General features: G+C 47.5%; 18 protein-coding genes. 12 read left to right on the forward strand and 6 right to left on the reverse strand.

All coding sequences use genetic code 11. The features are described 5' to 3' along the window. Positions 1 to 15 precede the first annotated feature (15 nt). On the reverse strand, positions 16 to 999 hold the full coding sequence (locus NC980_RS12000; RefSeq protein WP_190375237.1) for an SDR family oxidoreductase: 984 nt from the start codon (positions 997 to 999) through the stop codon (positions 16 to 18). A gap of 237 nt (positions 1,000 to 1,236) precedes the next feature. On the opposite strand from NC980_RS12000, the gene NC980_RS12005 reads away from it, so the two are divergent. Next, positions 1,237 to 1,620, forward strand: coding sequence for a metalloregulator ArsR/SmtB family transcription factor (locus NC980_RS12005; RefSeq protein ID WP_190375238.1), 384 nt, complete (start codon positions 1,237 to 1,239; stop codon positions 1,618 to 1,620). A gap of 33 nt (positions 1,621 to 1,653) precedes the next feature. Here NC980_RS12005 and petM read toward each other — a convergent pair whose 3' ends face one another. Beyond that, positions 1,654 to 1,758 carry a cytochrome b6-f complex subunit PetM gene (gene petM, locus NC980_RS12010; RefSeq protein ID WP_063270207.1) on the reverse strand — a complete coding sequence of 35 codons (105 nt, stop codon included), beginning with the start codon at positions 1,756 to 1,758 and terminating at the stop codon, positions 1,654 to 1,656. Between the two features lie 120 nt (positions 1,759 to 1,878). Here petM and pdxA point away from each other — a divergent pair, with 120 nt between their 5' ends. Together pdxA and NC980_RS12020 are read left to right on the forward strand one after the other, a co-directional pair. Further along, a complete protein-coding gene (gene pdxA / locus NC980_RS12015) occupies positions 1,879 to 2,910 on the forward strand; it encodes a 4-hydroxythreonine-4-phosphate dehydrogenase PdxA (protein WP_190375239.1) in 1,032 nt (343 codons plus the stop codon). Positions 2,911 to 3,203: 293 nt separating this feature from the next. Next, positions 3,204 to 3,425, forward strand: coding sequence for a DUF4327 family protein (locus NC980_RS12020; protein WP_190375240.1), 222 nt, complete (start codon positions 3,204 to 3,206; stop codon positions 3,423 to 3,425). Between the two features lie 48 nt (positions 3,426 to 3,473). Here the strand turns inward: NC980_RS12020 and dapF are convergent, their stop codons facing one another. After that, entirely contained in the window at positions 3,474 to 4,319 is an 846-nt protein-coding gene (gene dapF, locus NC980_RS12025; protein WP_190375241.1) for a diaminopimelate epimerase, read from the reverse strand. Between the two features lie 85 nt (positions 4,320 to 4,404). On the opposite strand from dapF, the gene NC980_RS12030 reads away from it, so the two are divergent. Further along, the gene (locus NC980_RS12030) at positions 4,405 to 4,620 is read left to right on the forward strand and encodes an RNA-binding protein hfq (protein ID WP_190375242.1); all 216 of its coding nucleotides are present in this window, start codon (positions 4,405 to 4,407) and stop codon (positions 4,618 to 4,620) included. 42 nt (positions 4,621 to 4,662) lie between these two features. On the opposite strand, the gene NC980_RS12035 is transcribed toward NC980_RS12030, so the two are convergent. Then, the gene (locus NC980_RS12035) at positions 4,663 to 5,598 is read right to left on the reverse strand and encodes an alpha/beta hydrolase (RefSeq protein ID WP_190375243.1); all 936 of its coding nucleotides are present in this window, start codon (positions 5,596 to 5,598) and stop codon (positions 4,663 to 4,665) included. 138 nt (positions 5,599 to 5,736) lie between these two features. Here NC980_RS12035 and NC980_RS12040 point away from each other — a divergent pair, with 138 nt between their 5' ends. The 7 genes from NC980_RS12040 (at position 5,737) to NC980_RS12070 (ending at position 13,722) form a co-directional block, all read left to right on the forward strand. Next, positions 5,737 to 6,696, forward strand: coding sequence for an inositol monophosphatase family protein (locus tag NC980_RS12040; RefSeq protein ID WP_190375244.1), 960 nt, complete (start codon positions 5,737 to 5,739; stop codon positions 6,694 to 6,696). Between the two features lie 369 nt (positions 6,697 to 7,065). Next, positions 7,066 to 8,298 carry a class I SAM-dependent methyltransferase gene (locus NC980_RS12045; RefSeq protein WP_190375245.1) on the forward strand — a complete coding sequence of 411 codons (1,233 nt, stop codon included), beginning with the start codon at positions 7,066 to 7,068 and terminating at the stop codon, positions 8,296 to 8,298. A 114-nt stretch (positions 8,299 to 8,412) separates the two neighbouring features. Continuing rightward, positions 8,413 to 9,558, forward strand: coding sequence for an NAD-dependent epimerase/dehydratase family protein (locus tag NC980_RS12050; RefSeq protein WP_190375246.1), 1,146 nt, complete (start codon positions 8,413 to 8,415; stop codon positions 9,556 to 9,558). After that, positions 9,558 to 10,895 (forward strand): UDP-glucose/GDP-mannose dehydrogenase family protein, encoded by a 1,338-nt coding sequence (locus NC980_RS12055; protein WP_190375247.1) that lies wholly within the window; start codon positions 9,558 to 9,560, stop codon positions 10,893 to 10,895. Before NC980_RS12050 ends, NC980_RS12055 begins: the two co-directional genes overlap by 1 nt. 3 nt (positions 10,896 to 10,898) lie before the next feature. After that, positions 10,899 to 12,215 carry a DUF4910 domain-containing protein gene (locus NC980_RS12060; protein WP_190375248.1) on the forward strand — a complete coding sequence of 439 codons (1,317 nt, stop codon included), beginning with the start codon at positions 10,899 to 10,901 and terminating at the stop codon, positions 12,213 to 12,215. A 42-nt stretch (positions 12,216 to 12,257) separates the two neighbouring features. Beyond that, on the forward strand, positions 12,258 to 13,046 hold the full coding sequence (locus tag NC980_RS12065) for a glucose-1-phosphate cytidylyltransferase (protein ID WP_190375249.1): 789 nt from the start codon (positions 12,258 to 12,260) through the stop codon (positions 13,044 to 13,046). A gap of 22 nt (positions 13,047 to 13,068) precedes the next feature. Further along, a complete protein-coding gene (locus NC980_RS12070; protein WP_190375250.1) occupies positions 13,069 to 13,722 on the forward strand; it encodes a PIG-L deacetylase family protein in 654 nt (217 codons plus the stop codon). 59 nt (positions 13,723 to 13,781) lie between these two features. Here the strand turns inward: NC980_RS12070 and NC980_RS12075 are convergent, their stop codons facing one another. After that, positions 13,782 to 15,431: a Ppx/GppA phosphatase family protein gene (locus NC980_RS12075; RefSeq protein WP_190375251.1), complete on the reverse strand. Its 1,650-nt coding sequence runs from the start codon at positions 15,429 to 15,431 to the stop codon at positions 13,782 to 13,784. 182 nt (positions 15,432 to 15,613) lie between these two features. Between NC980_RS12075 and NC980_RS12080 the strand changes: the two genes are divergently transcribed. Further along, positions 15,614 to 16,513, forward strand: a complete 900-nt coding sequence (locus NC980_RS12080; RefSeq protein WP_190375252.1) for a 4-hydroxybenzoate solanesyltransferase — start codon at positions 15,614 to 15,616, stop codon at positions 16,511 to 16,513. On the opposite strand, the gene NC980_RS12085 is transcribed toward NC980_RS12080, so the two are convergent. After that, the gene (locus NC980_RS12085; RefSeq protein WP_190375253.1) at positions 16,510 to 17,136 is read right to left on the reverse strand and encodes a DUF6391 domain-containing protein; all 627 of its coding nucleotides are present in this window, start codon (positions 17,134 to 17,136) and stop codon (positions 16,510 to 16,512) included. The genes NC980_RS12080 and NC980_RS12085 overlap by 4 nt on opposite strands. Positions 17,137 to 17,245: the final 109 nt, after the last annotated feature.

Genomic DNA, 17,245 nt, shown 5'->3' on the forward strand with positions numbered 1-17,245 from the left:
AGGAAACATCTAATTCTAAAATCGAGGATACGCTTTCTTGGTTCGTTCTTTCTTTTTCTTGGCTTGCTCTTGGGCATATTCGACTTCCTTGAGCTTCTTCAGGATGCGGCTGAAATACTCCTGCATATAGGATTCCAGCGTTGTCATCTCTTGCGGATTGAGATTCAAGATTTTATAAGTTTCATCCATCGAAGCCACGAGCGGTCTTCCGGTTGCGACCACTTCAGTAAATGCCAGCCGATCGGCAATATTCCAAGTCCACTGGAAGAATTGAGCAATGCGACGGGTGGCTCTCACGACTCCAATCGGCGTTTTTGTTACTCGCGCTTCTTTACCGGAGAGGCGTTCACAAAGCTTAATAATTTCATCGGCGCTCCAAGCTTTTGAACCAACGACGGGAAGAGTTTTGCCGATCGACTCTGGCACTTTGAGGCATTGCACAGCGAATTTGGCGATATCGATCGTGTCCATGTAAGCAGTTGGGGCGGTACTGCCCATGACCCAAACGCCTTGCCCTTCTAGAATTGGGATGGCGTATTGTCCGATTAATCCCTGTAAGAATCCACAAGGGCGCAAAATTGTATAGTCTAATCCTGACTCTGCTAAAAACTTTTCAGTGCAGGTCTTAATTTCCATTAAGGGAACGTTGGGAAATTTTTCAGCATCCAAAATAGAAAGAAAAATATAGCGATCGACCCCTGCTGCTTTCGTCGCTTGAATTAAGTTAACTTTGCCTATCCAGTCGATTTGCCTGATGCTGAGCGAATCGGTTGCGCGAGCCGTTGCAGCATCAATCACTGCTGTCACCCCTTCTAGCGCCGCAGGTAAGGTTTCTGGATAGCACAAGTTCCCGGTGACAAGCTCGGCTCCCCATTCCTTGAGAAAGGCCGCTCTTCTAGGACTACGGACGAGACAGCGTACCTTATATCCCTCATCCAAGGCGCGACGAGTAATCTGTCTTCCCAAGGTACCCGTGGCACCTACAATCAATACGCTCATGAGGAGTTTGTGACAAAATGTTAACTTTTCGATAAATTCTATCAGAAATCTCGCATTGAAAGCACGATAAGGGCGATCGAGTTTTGAGATCCAGAATCGAGCATTCCTTATCGTAGCGTAGGTAAAGGAATGTATCGGTTTTCTTTGAGCGGGTTAAAACTCTCATTTATTCTAGAGAGCTAAGTACGCTACTCTGAAAGTATCTACGATCGTAGCAGGCTACGTTCTCGAATTTCTATGGCAAATCCTAATCTTGTGACACCTGCGGTTGACCAATGCAGCGATCAGCATCCGGTGAACTTAGACCATATTCGCTCTCTGCACCGCGACCTTTTGAGCGTGGAAAAGTCTCAGCGAATGGCAGAATTCTTTAGCTTACTGGGGGATGCCAATCGATTGAGGATTCTCTCAGCGCTATCCATTCAAGAACTTTGCGTCTGTGATCTTGCTGCTGCGGTGAAGATGTCAGAATCTGCGGTTTCGCATCAATTAAGGGCGTTACGATCGATGCGGTTAGTGGGATATCGGAAACAGGGTCGTAATGTCTATTACTCGCTCAAAGATCATCATGTGTTTAATCTTTACCGCGAGGTTGCCGAGCATTTAGATGAAGAAGAGTGAGGGAAACGGCTCCATCACTCTCGCTTCGTGTGATTACTCTTCGCCGCCCTGAAGTCTGAGAAGCAAAAAGCCCAGCGACAACCCAACCAAAATCAGGGTAAACGCCAGGATTGCGGTGTTAAAAATCTCTCCAGCCATTGTGTCAATTCTCCTGTTAAACAGCGATCGAGTTCGGTTGTCGAAGTTCGTTTTTGAAATTTGAAACCGTTCATAAGTATTGTAAAGCAGTTCAGTCACGGGTTTTTCATCACGTTTTCTATGACTCGTTTAATTATTCCAATCGGCGACCCTGCGGGAATCGGCGCAGAAGTTATTCTTAAGGCACTGGCTGATCCGACGATCGCTGAAAGTGCCGATTTTACAATCGTCGGAAATCGCGACTATCTCAATGAGATGTACGATCGTCTCAATTCCTTATGTTCTGACTTAGCGAACCCAAAAGACCTCAAAATTCTGCACCTTGATAGTCCAGGAACGATCACACTTGGCACAGGGGATGCCTATAGTGGCGAAGCCAGTTTTCGGTGTTTAGAAACCGCAATTGATCGAACCTTGGCGGGTGAGTTTGACGGCATCATTACGGCTCCGATCGCCAAATCTGCCTGGAAAGCTGCAGGTCACGTTTACCCTGGACAAACCGAACTTTTAGCCGAAAAAGCAGGAGTCGATCGCTACGGCATGATGTTTGTGGCTCGCTCTCCTTACACCGATTGGACATTACGTACTCTTTTGGCAACCACGCACATTCCACTGCGGCAGGTTGCGGATGCCCTTACACCGAATGGATTAACGCGGAAATTGGAACTTTTGATCGAATGTCTTGAACACGCCTTTGGAATTACCAAGCCGCGAATTGCGATCGCTGGACTGAATCCCCACAGTGGTGAACAAGGACAACTTGGACGCGAAGAGATCGACTGGATCGGTACTTGGCTGGACGAGATGCGCGATCGATTTCCTCCTGTTCAACTGGATGGATTATTGCCACCTGATACGATGTGGGTTAAACCGGGTCAGGCTTGGTTTGGAAGCGCTCCGGTGATAGCTCATGACGCGTATCTGGCGTTGTATCACGATCAAGGCTTAATTCCCGTGAAGTTAATGGCGTTCGATCGTGCCGTCAACACTTCGATCGGGTTGCCGTTTATACGAACTTCACCCGATCATGGGACTGCGTTTGATATTGCGGGTAAAGGAATTGCTGATGCAACTAGCATGAAAGCCGCGATCAAACTTGCGGTTGAACTGGTGCAGCGTCGAGCATCTTTCACTTCAGCCGAAACAATATAATCCATGAATGATTTTCATAGATTGTAAGCACTCAGGTCTGGTTGAAAAGCCAGGTTTTCGTTTCAAAGAGCAGATTTAGTGCAGAAGTAAATGTCATAAATTGCTGACATTAGTAATAGTTCTTACATTTTCGACTCAGAAATGAGGTAGAAAATAATTCAGTATATCTCACTACAAAGTACGCTGTTTGAAGGAGACAGATAGCGCTAAACTTTGGATATCTTTTTAGTTAGTCCCTATACGCTAGTTAGGTTGATATCTTCGACACCCAGATTTCTCAGGAAGGTAGACCCATGCTTCAGACCGTACAGTATTCGCTTGAAATGATTCAAGACGAAGTACGCCAATTGATCGATCGCGGCGTTATTAGCAAACAACAGCCGATTTACGCCCTTTGTAAGCATATTCCAGCGCGTGAGTGGATGCGCTTTGAAGCCGAGTTAGAGCGTTATGATTTTCTGCTGCGCGATCGCATTAGCGATCTAATCTGTCAGGAATGCTGGGATAACGATTAGGAAGAGTGGGGAGAAGGCTGAATGAATTTTCTCCCCACTCTCCGCTCCCTACTGCCGGATTCCAGTAAAAACCTTCTCAGCGCTGCCCGTCATATACAGCCTGTTATCGACTGCCCATTCAATTTGCAAACAACCGCCGGGCAACTCAATCGTGACGCGACGATCGCATTTTTGATTCAGTACACCCGCAACCAGCGAGGCACAAGCTCCGGTTCCGCAAGCTAAGGTAATTCCGGCTCCGCGCTCCCAGACTCGCATTTTAAGGTAGTCCGATCGCACCACTTCAATAAACTCGGTATTGGTACGCTGCGGGAAAACAGGATGGTTTTCAAACAGGGTGCCAATTTCTTCAAGCTCGATTGCGGCAACATCGTCCACGAATGTAATGCAGTGGGGGTTTCCCATACTGACACAAGTGACATTCCAAACTTGCCCTGCCACTTCGAGCGGTTGATTAATTACTTTTTGATCTGGAGCCGCGATCGTCGTCGGAATTTCTCCTGCCAATAAACGCGGTTCTCCCATATCCACCGTAACTTGACCATCGGCTTCAAACTTCGGAGTCATTACCCCTGCTAAAGTGTGAATGCGGTATTGGGGTTGAGATTTTCCGGTTTCTGCAACTTCCAAATCTGCCAGAAACCGCCCCAAACAGCGGATGCCATTTCCACACATCTCTGGCTCTGAACCATCGGAATTAAAGATTCGCATCGTGTAATCGGTGCCATCTTGACCCGGAAGCGCGAAAATCACGCCGTCTGCTCCGATGCCAAAATGTCGATCGCACCACCTTACCGCATCTTCAGGAGTCAGTTTCGGCTGATCGGACGTACGATTGTCGATCAAAATAAAATCGTTGCCCAGCCCGTGATATTTCGTAAATTCAATCGTCATGATGATCGGTTACAAGAATGTGTAGGATTTGGTGAATTAAGGCACTCTAGTAGGTTAGAACGGTTTCGATCGAGGACTTCCCCCAATGAGTATTGAACTAGATACCGGATTGCCAAGCACTCGTCAGATTCAGACGATTATCCGCGAAGAAAAAGAGATCGAAATGAAACTTTCGACTGGAGATTTGCTCACCGGAAAGGTACGTTGGCAAGACCCCCATTGTATCTGCATCATCGATCACTATGATCAGCCGACAATCGTCTGGAGACAGTCGATCGTGTTTATCAAGCCTAAACTCTAAAAATCACGCCGAGCCAGGGGCAATCCGGCTCCTGGTTTTTGCTTAGAATCTGCGTTTTCGCGATCGATATTTCTCAAGAAACGACAGAATTCCTGCTGCTAACTGCTCCGGATATTCCTCATGCAGCCCAAGCGATCCCGGCATTCGATACACTTGCACCCCAGAGAAATGCGCCAATATCTCAACCTCTTGCCGGGATTTTGGGGGCATCTCTTCACCGACCACCATCATCGCGGGCACCGGAAGCGGCTGAAACCAATTCAACCAATCTTGGCGCGATCGTACTCGATCCAGTCCCCCCGTCACGAATGCAGCAGAGGCAAACCGCGCTCCTTTTTGCTGGGTCGTCTTCCACTTGCGATCGATCAAGTCAGGGGTGATATTTTCCTTCTTTGCGAAAACGTGCCGCCCATACATCCAGCTTAAAAAGCCGCGAGTCGTATTTAAAGAATAAAGAAATTGCCCAATCAGTGGCAATCCGATCAGCCGTTGCAGCAGGCGATACGCCCAACGGTGCTCTCCCATCGCAGTCGGTAAAGGGCCGCGCCAAGTCGGACAGACCAACACAACCCATTCCCAAGGCGGCTGCCGCTGAGCTAACTCCATCACATATCCCGCTGCATGTCCCGCTGCGATCACAACCACAGGCTCGGAAAACATCGTCTGCACAAAACTCCGCAAACAGGTTTCATACAAAGCAGGGGTGTATTGCATTGCAGGACGCGACGAATCGCCAAATCCGATCCAATCGATCGCATACACCTGATATTCGTCTGCCAACTGCTTTGCTAAACCCCGCATTTCCGATCGACTAGACACTGAACTCAGCGCCGGAAGTAATAAGATCGGCTTACCTTCCCCCAGCACTTCGTACACCAGCGTCAGCGGCTTGCCTTTCCAACTCCATTTATGTTCTCGAATCGTACCGCCAATTCCGTCTAGCGGCTCGATCGTAGAAATAGGAGAATCTTGGCTCATGTGAACTTCCTCGGCCTGGGCATCAGTTTTATCCAGTCCCTCATTGTGCAACAAAACCTTATCCTGCAACAAAAAAGGTAGTCTATGGTATCCGCGAACTACGGATTTTACGGTCAGGAATACGGAGCATGACGGCAAATGAAATATGAACACGAATCTAAAGTTGCGATCGCTGCTGCAAAACAAGCTGCTGTTCTTTGTGAGTCAGTGCGCCGATCAGTGAATTTTGTAAGTCTAGATAAGCCGGATCGCTCTCCGGTAACGATCGCGGATTTTGCGGCTCAAGCAATTATTTGCCACCAACTTCATCAAGCCTTTCCACAAGACTCGATCGTTGCAGAAGAGAGCGCTGCGCTTCTCTACCAATCAGCCTTACAGTTAACAAAGGTGACTGAAGCTGTGCAAGCGTTAATTCCAGATGCAATGCCTGAGCAGGTTGCAGCCTGGATTGACTTAGGTCAAGGAAAAGTCGGAGAACGATTTTGGACGCTTGACCCGATCGATGGCACGAAAGGGTTTCTCAGAGGAGCTCAGTATGCGATTGCGATCGCGCTAATTGAATCTGGAGAAGTGAAACTGGGCGCGATCGCTTGTCCTGCTTTTGAAGAAGGCTGCATCTTTACAGCAATCCTGGGGCAAGGAGCACAAAGACTTTCACTCCAGACTAGACAGTCACAAGCGCTCAAGGTTTTGAACGATCAAACCTCTTTCCAATTTCGTTTAGCCGAAAGTGTAGAAACGAGTCACGGCGATCCAGAACGGCAGCGATCGATTGCTCAAGCTGTCGGGCTAACTGCACCTTCTTTGCAGATGGACAGTCAAGCCAAATATGGTGCGATCGCTTCGGGTCATGCCGCACTTTATTTACGATTGCCTTGGTCACAAAATCCAGACTATCGCGAAAACATTTGGGATCATGCAGCAGGCGCAATCATTGTAGAAGAAGCAGGGGGGCGCGTCAGTGATATGCACGGTAAACCGTTGAATTTTTCAACCGATGCTCAGTTGATTGAGAATTGTGGCATCGTGGCGAGTCAAGGAGAAATTCATGATGCGGTGTTGGCAGCGATCGCAGCAAATGCCGCAGCAGATATATAGCTCACATTATGAATTGCTAAGACCAAGAAATAATATGTTGATGAAAGGTGGTTAATCAGTAATATTCAATTTCTCTAAGTATAGAGATCCGATCAATATTTCCGTAAAATTTTCAACCGCCAAACAGCAATTTTTGCATCTCTATTTTGTTTAAGTAAAGATGCTGAGGTTTCGATAAAGATTAGGTGGAAACACTGGAAAATTATGCAGAGATGGTAGAGACTTGTTTCAGCTAACTTTCAGAAGAGACTTGATATGAGCTAGGAGTGATGTCAGTCTCCGATCGTAGCTGTTCTCTAACTAGAAACCTGATTTAAAGCTTGCCGTGCTGTTGTTGTAGCGCCCTAATGCTGTGAGGTGCATGATTTTATGAGTAGTTCAAATTGTCGGTTTTGTGGCTCTGCGCTGCATCACACGTTCGTCGATTTGGGAATGTCACCGCTCTGTCAAACCCATATCACTCCAGAGCAATTAAACGAGATGGAACCCTTCTATCCACTGCATACTTATGTTTGTGACAATTGCTTTCTGGTTCAACTACAAGAGTTTGTCAGCCCCCAAGACATCTTTACTGAGTACGCTTATTTCTCATCCTATGTTGATGCGCTGTTAAAAAACGCCAGCAATTACAGCGATTTAATGGTAGAGCGGTTTGGCTTAAATTCCCAAAGTAAAGTGGTTGAAATCGCCAGCAACGATGGTTATCTCCTGCAATACTTTGTGAAAAAGGGCATCCCAGTGTTGGGAGTTGAGCCTGCGGTGAATGTCTCCCAAGTTGCAAAAGACAAGGGAATTCCGGTTGTTAACAAGTTCTTTGGAGTACAAACTGCAACCGAGCTTGCAACTGATGGTAAAGCAGATTTGCTGTTGGGTAACAATGTTTTAGCGCACGTTCCCAACATCAATGATTTTGTGGGCGGGATGAAGCTCATGCTGAAGCCCGACGGTGTGATCACGATGGAGTTTCCCCATTTGATGCGCCTGATGGAAGAGAACCAGTTTGATACAATCTATCACGAACATTTCTCGTATCTATCGTTCATGGCAGTGCAGCGCATTTTTGCCCATCACGGTCTGACATTGTTCGATGTGCAGGAGATTCCGATTCACGGTGGATCTCTCCGGATTTACGCTCGTCATACAGAGGACACCTCGAAGCCCGTGGGCGATCGCGTCATCGAACTGCTAGAGCGGGAGAAAGCAGCAGGATTTGACAAGCTTGAGACCTATGCTCACTTCACAGAGCAAGTCAAAGAAACCAAGCGGAGACTGCTAGAGTTCCTGATTACGGCAAAGCAAAAAGGGAAAACGATCGCAGGCTACGGCGCGCCCGGAAAAGGCAACACCTTGCTCAACTACTGTGGCATTCGCACCGATTTTCTCGATTACACAGTCGATCGCAATCCTTACAAGCAGAACAAGTTCACTCCTGGAACTCACATTCCTATCTACTCTCCAGAGAAGATTCGAGAAACCAAGCCAGACTATCTGTTGATTCTGCCTTGGAACGTCAAAGACGAGATTATGGAGCAAGTCTCCTACATTCGTGAATGGGGCGGTCAGTTCGTGGTTCCTATCCCTGAAGTTAAAATCTATGCCTAGTCATGGCGCTGCCAGTCTTGTGTTCTCGATGATGTAACTTGCTGCTAATGTTGCGGAGACTGATGTATGAGTGGAATAAGTAGTGTAGGCGCGAGCCTTAATCAAGAGCGATTAATGAGTAATCAAACTAAGATCCAGCCCAAAAATCAACTTCGAGCAAAAGACATCATTGCTGAAGACCTAGACTATATCTGTGGCAACCTTACTGAAGAGCTTGGCACGATGGCAGGCAAAAACTTGCTGATTACAGGCGGTGCGGGTTTTCTAGGCTATTACTTTGTGCAATCGGTTCTGCACTGGAATCAAAAGCACGAGCCAGACCAACAGATTCCTTTGACCGTTTATGACAACTATTCGCGAGGCGTACCTGCTTGGCTAACGGATCTCAAAGATGATCCAACTCTAACGCTGCTCAAGCACGATATGACGCAGCCGTTACCCTCTGATATGGGTGATTTTCAATACATTATTCATGCGGCTTCGATCGCATCTCCTACGTTCTACCGTAGAGACCCGATCGGCACAATGGATGCCAATGTGAATGGACTCCGCAACCTGTTGGAATACTTCAAAAATCAACGAGATCAAGGCAAAGAAGTCGGTGGCTTTTTGTTCTTCTCCAGTAGCGAGATCTACGGCGATCCCACACCAGAGAACATTCCCACACCCGAAGACTATCGCGGCAATGTGTCCTGTACTGGGCCTCGCGCTTGCTATGACGAAGCGAAGCGCTACGGTGAAACGCTGTGTGTGAACTTCGCTCAGCAATATAATCTACCGATTAAATCAGCCCGCCCATTTAACAACTACGGCCCTGGATTAAAGATTACCGATCGTCGCTTGCTCCCCGACTTTGCACGTGACATCTTCAGCGGTCGGGACATTACGATGCTGTCTGATGGTTCACCAAAGCGGACATTCTGCTATTCCGCAGACTCGATCACAGGCTACTACAAGGTCTTAGTCAAAGGTCATGCGGGTGAAGCATATAACATCGGGATCGAAACGCCTGAGATTTCTGTTGCAGAACTTGCCGAAAAAGTGGTTGCAATCTCCAAAGAATTGTTTGGGTACGAAGGTAAAGTCGTTCGTAAGATTAGTGAAGACAAAGACTATTTAGTAGACAATCCGAATCGTCGCTGTCCGGTAGTTGAAAAAGCTCGAACTCATCTGGGTTACAATCCGACCATTTCGATCGATGAAGGACTTCGACGATCGCTGATCTGGTATCAAGACAACCAAGAAGCGGAGGACGCATAATGCAAGTTTCGATCATTGGAACGGGTTATGTTGGCTTGGTTTCGGGCGTTTGCTTTGCTGAGAAAGGGCATCAAGTGTACTGTGTTGATGTGGATCAATCCAAGGTTGATTTGATTAATCAGGGCATTTCTCCTTTCTATGAGCCTGGACTGAACGAACTGTTAGAGCGCAACATTAACACTCGTCTCAAAGCAACCACTGATTTTCGGCAAGCGATTCTTGAAACGGAGCTTTCTTTGATCGCAGTTGGAACTCCTTTCGACGGCAAAGAAGTTGATCTCACCTATGTTAAGCAAGTCGCACAGCAAATTGGTGAAGCGCTAAGAGAGAAGTCTTCCTACCATTTAGTTGTGGTTAAAAGCACGGTTGTTCCAGGAACGACTGATCAAGTGGTGCTACCAATTCTCGAAGCAGCTTCAGGTAAGAAAGCAGGTGTTGATTTTGGAGTGGGGATGAACCCAGAATTTCTCACCGAAGGAGAAGCGATCGATGACTTTATGTATCCCGATCGCATTGTTCTGGGTGGGATTGATGAGCGCAGTATCGATCAATTAGATGTTCTCTACACCGGATTTGAAGGAGTCGATCGCTTACGCACGAACAATTCAACCGCTGAGATGATCAAGTACACCTCCAACTCATTGTTGGCACTGCTAATTTCATTCTCAAACGAGGTTGGCAATCTCTGTTCTGCGATCGGCAACACTGATATTGTAGAGGTGATGAAGGGTGTACATAACAGTCGCTACTTGACCACGGTACTCCCGAACGGAGAGCGAATTGTTCCACCGATTACCAGCTTTCTCGCCGCAGGTTGCGGATTTGGTGGAAGCTGCCTACCCAAAGATGTTAAGGCTTTGATTGCTCATGGCGAGAAATATCAAAGTCCAATGCCCTTGTTAGACGCTGTTATTCAGATCAATCAGGCGCAACCTCAGCAAGTGATCGCGAGACTCAACAAACATTTCCCGTCACTTGATGGCGTGAAAATTGCAATCTTGGGACTCTCCTTCAGACCCAATACGAATGACATGCGCGAAACGCCAGCAATCCCATTGATCAAGGCACTCAAAGCGCAAAATGCAGCGCTCAAAGCTTACGATCCGGTTGCAATTCCCGAAGCTGCAAAACTACTCAAACCAGAGGATGTAGAACTCTGTGATAGCTTACCGTCGGTGCTTGAAGGCGTTGATGCGATCGTGCTAGTCACACGCTGGGATGAATTCCGCGCTGTTCCTGAACTGATTGCTGAATTCGACCCGCAGCCTGTCTTTGTGGATGGTCGTCGGATGTTAGACAAGCACTCGATTCAGCGCTACGAAGGCATTGGGCTTTAAGCAATGAACATTACTGATCTCAAAACAGTTCTCGACTCTCAGGCGATCGGTGAAGATCTCCATCGCTTTGCTGCCGAATTGTACCCCATTTGTCGCAGCATCACAGGCGACGGCTTTCGGGAAACCCTGCGTCAAATCGAACGCTTTATCCCCCTAAAGCGATTTGAAATCCCAACCGGGACACAGGTCTTTGATTGGACAGTTCCACGGGAATGGAATATTCGCGATGCTTATGTGAAAAACTCACGCGGCGATCGCGTCATCGATTTCCAACAGTGCAATCTACATGTGGTTAACTACAGCATTCCAGTGCATCAAACAATGTCATTGGAAGAACTAAAGCCGCATCTGTTCAGCCTGCCCGATCGCCCGGATTGGATTCCCTATCGCACGTCTTACTACAAAGATACCTGGGGGTTCTGCCTCACTCACAAGCAGTTACTTGAACTACCAGAGGATCAGTATGAAGTTTTCATTGATTCGACCCTAGAAGCGGGAAATTTGACTTATGGTGAGTATTATCTACCTGGGGAGATTGAAGATGAAGTTCTGATTTCCTGTCATGCTTGCCATCCGTCCTTAGCAAATGACAATCTATCGGGAATTGCAATCGCCGTCCATCTTGCAAAGTCCCTAAGTGAGATTAGGCATCGCTATTCCTACCGCTTCATCTTCATTCCAGCGACGATCGGATCAATCACCTGGCTCAGTCAAAACGAAGACCAAGTGCATCGGATCAAACATGGTTTAGTTTTAAGCTGTTTGGGCGATCCGGGTAAGTCAACCTACAAGAAAAGTCGGCGGGGAGATGCAGAAATCGATCGCATTGTCAGTCATGTTTTGAAGCATTCTGAGCAAGACTACAACATGATTGACTTCTTCCCCTACGGCTATGATGAGCGGCAGTTTTGCTCACCCGGGTTTAACTTACCTGTTGGATGCTTGATGCGATCGCCAAATAGTAAGTTCCCTGAATATCACACCTCGGCTGACAACCTCGACTTCATTCGACCTGAATCTCTCACTGATTCTTTTTTGAAATGTTTGAGTGTGTTGAGTGTGTTGGAGCATAACAAGGTCTATCTCAACCAGAATCCGAAGTGTGAACCGCAGCTAGGCCGACGAGGATTGTATCGATCGATCGGAGGCGCTTCTGGAACAGGACTGAATGAGCTTGCCCTGTTATGGACATTGAATCTATCTGATGGACAGCATTCATTGTTAGACATTGCGGAGCGATCGGGCTATGAGTTTGACACCATTAGGCAGGTTGCAGAGGCATTGATTGAAACCGAGCTGTTGGAAGAAGTGGCTATCTGACGGGATTGATTTGTAAAAGCGAAAATAGAGAGGGAAATCTGCATGAAAGTTGTTTTGTTTTGTGGCGGTCTAGGCACTCGACTGAGAGACTACTCGGAAAAGATTCCGAAACCCATGGTCAACATTGGGTATCGTCCGATTCTGTGGCACTTGATGAAGTATTACGCTCACTATGGTCACAAAGATTTCATCCTCTGTCTTGGCTACAAAGCAGACTACATCAAAGAGTATTTCCTGAACTATAACGAATGCCTCTCGAATGACTTTGTTCTGTCGGCGGGGGGTAAGCAAGTTCAGATGATCGGCAGCGACATTCACGATTGGAGAATCACCTTCGTTGACACCGGACTCAATTCCAACATCGGACAGCGTCTCAAAGCAGTTGAGAAGTACTTAGAAGGCGAAGAAATGTTTCTGGCAAACTACAGCGACGGTTTAAGTAACCTGCCGCTTGATGACTTTGTTAACCATTTCATGCACCATGACAAAGTTGCAAGCTTTCTGTCAGTAAAGCCGACTCAGACCTTCCATGTGGTTTCAACAGAAGAAGATGGATTGGTAAAAAGCATTGAGCATGTGAACAACGCAGATTTACGAATCAATGGTGGCTTCTTTGCGCTTAAAACTGAGATTTTCAGATATATGCAACCCGGTGAAGAATTGGTGATTGAACCCTTCCAACGCCTGATTGAGAAAGAACAATTGGTCGCTTACAAGTACGATGGCTTCTGGACTTGCATGGACACCTTCCGCGACAAGCAGAATCTTGATGACTTATACACTCAGGGCAATCCACCTTGGGAAGTTTGGAAGACTCGTAAAGTGATGTAGTCGTTAATCTGGGAAGATGAAAATGCTGAAACTGATGTTCGATCGCGGCAAAGATGCTGAATACCGTATTCTTTGTCTTGGCGCTCATTGTGATGATATTGAGATCGGCTGTGGAGGAACTATTCTGAAACTGATCGAAGAGTATCCAAATGCTGTGTTCTACTGGGTCGTGTTTAGCTCTAGTGAGATTCGATCGAAAGAAGCATTTGCGAGTGCCGACCGATTTCTAGCAGGTGCGAAAGTTGAGAACATTGTGGTGAAAAACTTCCGCAACAGCTTCTTTCCCTATGTGGGAACCGAAATCAAAGACTACTTCAACGAACTCAGCCAAGCATTTTCACCGGATCTAATTCTGACGCACTACAAGCATGATGCTCACCAGGATCATCGGGTCATTTCGGATTTAACCTGGAATAGCTATCGGAATCACCTAGTTCTGGAGTACGAAATTCCGAAATACGATGGTGACATTGGTAATCCAAATTTCTATGTTCCCTTGAGCGAAGCAGTTTGCCAGCGTAAAATTCAAACGCTGATGGAGGTGTTTGAAACTCAAAAACAGCGACAGTGGTTTACTGAAGATACGTTCCAAGCAATCTTACGGTTGCGAGGCATTGAAGCCAATTCACCTAGTAAGTTTGCGGAAGCGTTTTATAGCCGAAAGTTAGTGTTTTAAACATTCTTGTTTTGAGAGATAGAGGCGCTCGAGTTTACTCACGATCGCCTCTATATAATTTATGCACTCACCTGCAACACAGGCGTAAGCTTCACACCATATTCCGTCTCAAAGCTTCCCTTCTTGCCTGCTAAGCTCCAAAGTTCCAACTCACAAGGATCATCGAAATGCGATGGTTTAACTAACAATCGCATTTCTCTTTGGTCTAAATTGAACTGGCATTGAATGGATTGAATTGCTCCAATTTGACGACGATCGAGCGCCACCGCCAATCGTAACAGTGGATATAACTGCTCGACAACGCGCCGATGTCGCTTACTGGTGAGATTGCGATAAGTTTCGTGACGTTTTTTCGGGCTATTTTTGCGGTGGTAGCGAGCGAGATTCGCGATCGTTTCGATCTCCATCTCTGTAAATCCTAGCAACTCCGCATGGCGAATTAGATAATAAGAATGCTTGTGATGCGAAGAATGCGAGATGTGATGCCCACAGTTATGTAGGATCGCCGCCGCCCAAAGCAGCATTCGCTCCTCATCTCCCCAAAAATGCAGTTTCTCCTGCGTTTGATCAAACAGACTCAGCGCAAATTCTGCGACTCGCTGACTATGCTCTAGGTTGACTTGATATTTCTGAGTTGCTTTGAAGATACTGCGCTCGCGGACAGATCCCTGATAGCGCAAACGATCTTCAATCAGCCCATGCGCGACCATCCAATCGACGATGACTCCTTCTCGTAGCGATCGCTCACAAATGACGATCGATTCTGCTTTCAACTGAGTCATTACTTCCTGCAAAATCATCGCTCCAGGCAGGATAATTTCTGAGCGTCGCTCTGATAATCCTGGAATTGCCAAGCGCTCTGCCAAGGTCATTTTTCGCAAGCGGTTGATCCAATCTTTCAAATCTTTCAGCGATAATTCACAACCGTTGAGCGGCACTGGAACCGCGCCAAACTTCTCGCGAGCATTTAACGCTACCAGCGTCTCGATCGTTCCCGATGTCCCCACAAGGCGCGGACGTTCTCCAGGATTGAGATGCGCTTGTAGATCTTCAATCGATCGCTCCAGCATTCCGCGAATATAAGCTTGCAGCCCAGCAAACTCAGTCACACTGATCGGATCAGTTTTAACCTGCTCAACCGTAAGCCGAACCGCGCCAACCTTTGTACTACTAAGCGTTCTTGGCTCATGCCCATCGCCCAAAATTAGCTCAGTCGAACCGCCGCCGATGTCCACAATCACGTGCGGCTGATTGTTGAAACTCATCGCTGACAGCACACCGAGATAGATTCGCCGCGCTTCCTCGGCTCCGGAGATTAAATTAATCCACAGCCCTAGCTCGTTCTCGATTCGCTGTAAAAATTCTTGTCCATTTGGCGCTTCTCGTACCGCACTGGTCGCCACTGCAATCACCTGCTCAGCGTTCAAGCTCTTCGCAACTTCCTGACAGCGCTTCAGCGCAACAAACGCCCGATCCATCGCTTCGGCTGACAGTTCGCCCGTTTTCTTACAAAAATCGCCCAGACGCACCGTCGCCTTTTCCCGACCTATGATCGTAAAGGTCGGAATGTCTGACTGAATCCGGGCAATTACCATGTGAATTGAATTTGTTCCGACATCAATTGCTGCCAGAATGCGATCGCGATCCGATGGAACTGTAGGCAGTGTCACCGGATTCTCTTGAGGAGGGTTCGAGATGGAATTAACCATGAGCATTAAAGCGTACTGCGACCTAATGTTTCTACAAGCGAGAGCACCGAATATTCAAACCGCGATCAGACAAGTCAAACCATTTCTCAGATTAAGGTCTTATCGCAATTCCTAAGTCAGTCAACCGATTTTTTAGGCAAAAACCACGCTAAGGTCTTTTTATAGACTTGCGATCGAACTTTATGTGGACTCAGCCGAAACCCTCTTCAGAACCAACCTGGCTCACCATTGCACGACTCCTGCGCTGGCACAAACCCGAAGGGCGTTTGATCTTAATGATTCCGGCACTGTGGGCGGTGTTTCTCGCAGGACGAGGAACGCCACCTTGGTTATTAGTAGTCATCATTATTTTAGGCACTTTGGCAACCAGTGCGGTAGGTTGTGTGGCAAATGATCTCTGGGATCGCAATATTGATCCACACGTTGAACGCACCTGCGATCGTCCCTTGGCTTCACGAGCGCTCTCCGTAAAGGTCGGGATCGTCGTCGGCTTGATTTCGCTGCTGTGTGCCGCAGGATTAGCGCTATTTCTCAACCCGTTCACATTCTGGCTTTGTGTCGCTGCCGTTCCCGTGATTCTCCTTTATCCTGCTGCTAAGCGAGTGTTTCCTGTGCCGCAACTGGTGTTATCGATCGCGTGGGGCTTTGCCGTTTTGATTAGCTGGAGTGCGGTGAGTTGTAGCGCGACTTCAAACACGGCTTGCCTCACCCAATCGATGTGGTTACTCTGGGGCGCAACGGTGCTTTGGACGTTGGGATTTGATACGGTGTACGCCATGTCTGATCGCGAGGACGATCGCCGCATCGGAGTCAAGTCCAGCGCTTTATTTTTTGGACGGTATGCTCCTTATGCGATCGCCGCTTTCTACACAGGAACAGTGGTCATTTTGGCGAAGCTGGGAGCCGTGATGCAGTTGAATCTGTGGTATTGGAGCGCATTAGGACTCAGCACGATCGCGTGGGCATGGCAATCGTACAAACTGATCCAGCTCTCAATTCCCCATTCATTCTATGCGTTTAGCTTCAAGCAAAATGTTTGGATTGGTTTTCTCTTATTAGCTGGAATGATTGCTGGAAGTTAATCGATCCACTCTGTCCGGACAAAATGAGCGGGGCGACCCCAACCATCTTGAACGACAGAGACTTCGCGCACTCTTAGGTTAAACGGAATTGCAGTGGTAACATACTGCTGCACAAACCGCCCTAATTCCGGTGCAATCTGCGAAGCGGTTGTTGCTGCGACTCCTAAGCCCAATAGCTGCTCGATCGGGTTGCGCGGTAAGAGCAAGTGAATTCCGAGCACGATCGAGGCAGTGAGCAGCATTCCCACTGAAAGATTTGTCCCACAACGCGGGTGAACCGCCAAGTTCCATTCCCCATGGGTAATGCGCTCTAGGGCTTGATTCACCGATCGTTTAACCTCAACCGTATCCGCCTGACCATATAAATAAAATCCTTCCTCAGTCGATAATCCGCCTAGCCCACTATTATCTGTCCAGTCAGGTGGCGCAATTCGCTGATCGGGCAAACCACTTAAAATCCAGACCGTTGCGTGTTCAAGCGCATGAACCTGCCGCACCATCAGCGTTTCTCGCAGTCCAGGAATAAATCCAATCTGCTGAAGCAACTCCGTATCTTGAGACGCTTGGGGAGTTGGGAGCAACGAACTCAAAAATTGATCCAATTCAGAAACATGTGCAGTCATAACCCAACAACTTCGGAAGCCCGCGCTAGAGAATCAGTGCTTCAACTCTAGCGCTTGTCTCCCGAAGTTGACTGCAAGCTGTTGCAAATTGTAGCGAGTCACTGCTAAA

Origin of the sequence: Leptolyngbya sp. AS-A5, from assembly GCF_039962495.1 — a bacterium.
In the GTDB taxonomy this organism is placed as follows: Bacteria; Cyanobacteriota; Cyanobacteriia; order Leptolyngbyales; family Leptolyngbyaceae; genus Leptolyngbya.

Excerpts from the sequence above, each read along its gene's own strand:
- NC980_RS12000 (WP_190375237.1), bottom strand. The coding sequence starts at position 999 with ATGAGCGTATTGATTGTAGGTGCCACGGGTACCTTGGGAAGACAGATT.
- NC980_RS12005 (WP_190375238.1), top strand. The coding sequence starts at position 1,237 with ATGGCAAATCCTAATCTTGTGACACCTGCGGTTGACCAATGCAGCGAT.
- petM (WP_063270207.1), bottom strand. The coding sequence starts at position 1,758 with ATGGCTGGAGAGATTTTTAACACCGCAATCCTGGCGTTTACCCTGATT.
- pdxA (WP_190375239.1), top strand. The coding sequence starts at position 1,879 with ATGACTCGTTTAATTATTCCAATCGGCGACCCTGCGGGAATCGGCGCA.
- NC980_RS12020 (WP_190375240.1), top strand. The coding sequence starts at position 3,204 with ATGCTTCAGACCGTACAGTATTCGCTTGAAATGATTCAAGACGAAGTA.
- dapF (WP_190375241.1), bottom strand. The coding sequence starts at position 4,319 with ATGACGATTGAATTTACGAAATATCACGGGCTGGGCAACGATTTTATT.
- NC980_RS12030 (WP_190375242.1), top strand. The coding sequence starts at position 4,405 with ATGAGTATTGAACTAGATACCGGATTGCCAAGCACTCGTCAGATTCAG.
- NC980_RS12035 (WP_190375243.1), bottom strand. The coding sequence starts at position 5,598 with ATGAGCCAAGATTCTCCTATTTCTACGATCGAGCCGCTAGACGGAATT.
- NC980_RS12040 (WP_190375244.1), top strand. The coding sequence starts at position 5,737 with ATGAAATATGAACACGAATCTAAAGTTGCGATCGCTGCTGCAAAACAA.
- NC980_RS12045 (WP_190375245.1), top strand. The coding sequence starts at position 7,066 with ATGAGTAGTTCAAATTGTCGGTTTTGTGGCTCTGCGCTGCATCACACG.
- NC980_RS12050 (WP_190375246.1), top strand. The coding sequence starts at position 8,413 with ATGAGTAATCAAACTAAGATCCAGCCCAAAAATCAACTTCGAGCAAAA.
- NC980_RS12055 (WP_190375247.1), top strand. The coding sequence starts at position 9,558 with ATGCAAGTTTCGATCATTGGAACGGGTTATGTTGGCTTGGTTTCGGGC.
- NC980_RS12060 (WP_190375248.1), top strand. The coding sequence starts at position 10,899 with ATGAACATTACTGATCTCAAAACAGTTCTCGACTCTCAGGCGATCGGT.
- NC980_RS12065 (WP_190375249.1), top strand. The coding sequence starts at position 12,258 with ATGAAAGTTGTTTTGTTTTGTGGCGGTCTAGGCACTCGACTGAGAGAC.
- NC980_RS12070 (WP_190375250.1), top strand. The coding sequence starts at position 13,069 with ATGCTGAAACTGATGTTCGATCGCGGCAAAGATGCTGAATACCGTATT.
- NC980_RS12075 (WP_190375251.1), bottom strand. The coding sequence starts at position 15,431 with ATGGTTAATTCCATCTCGAACCCTCCTCAAGAGAATCCGGTGACACTG.
- NC980_RS12080 (WP_190375252.1), top strand. The coding sequence starts at position 15,614 with ATGTGGACTCAGCCGAAACCCTCTTCAGAACCAACCTGGCTCACCATT.
- NC980_RS12085 (WP_190375253.1), bottom strand. The coding sequence starts at position 17,136 with ATGACTGCACATGTTTCTGAATTGGATCAATTTTTGAGTTCGTTGCTC.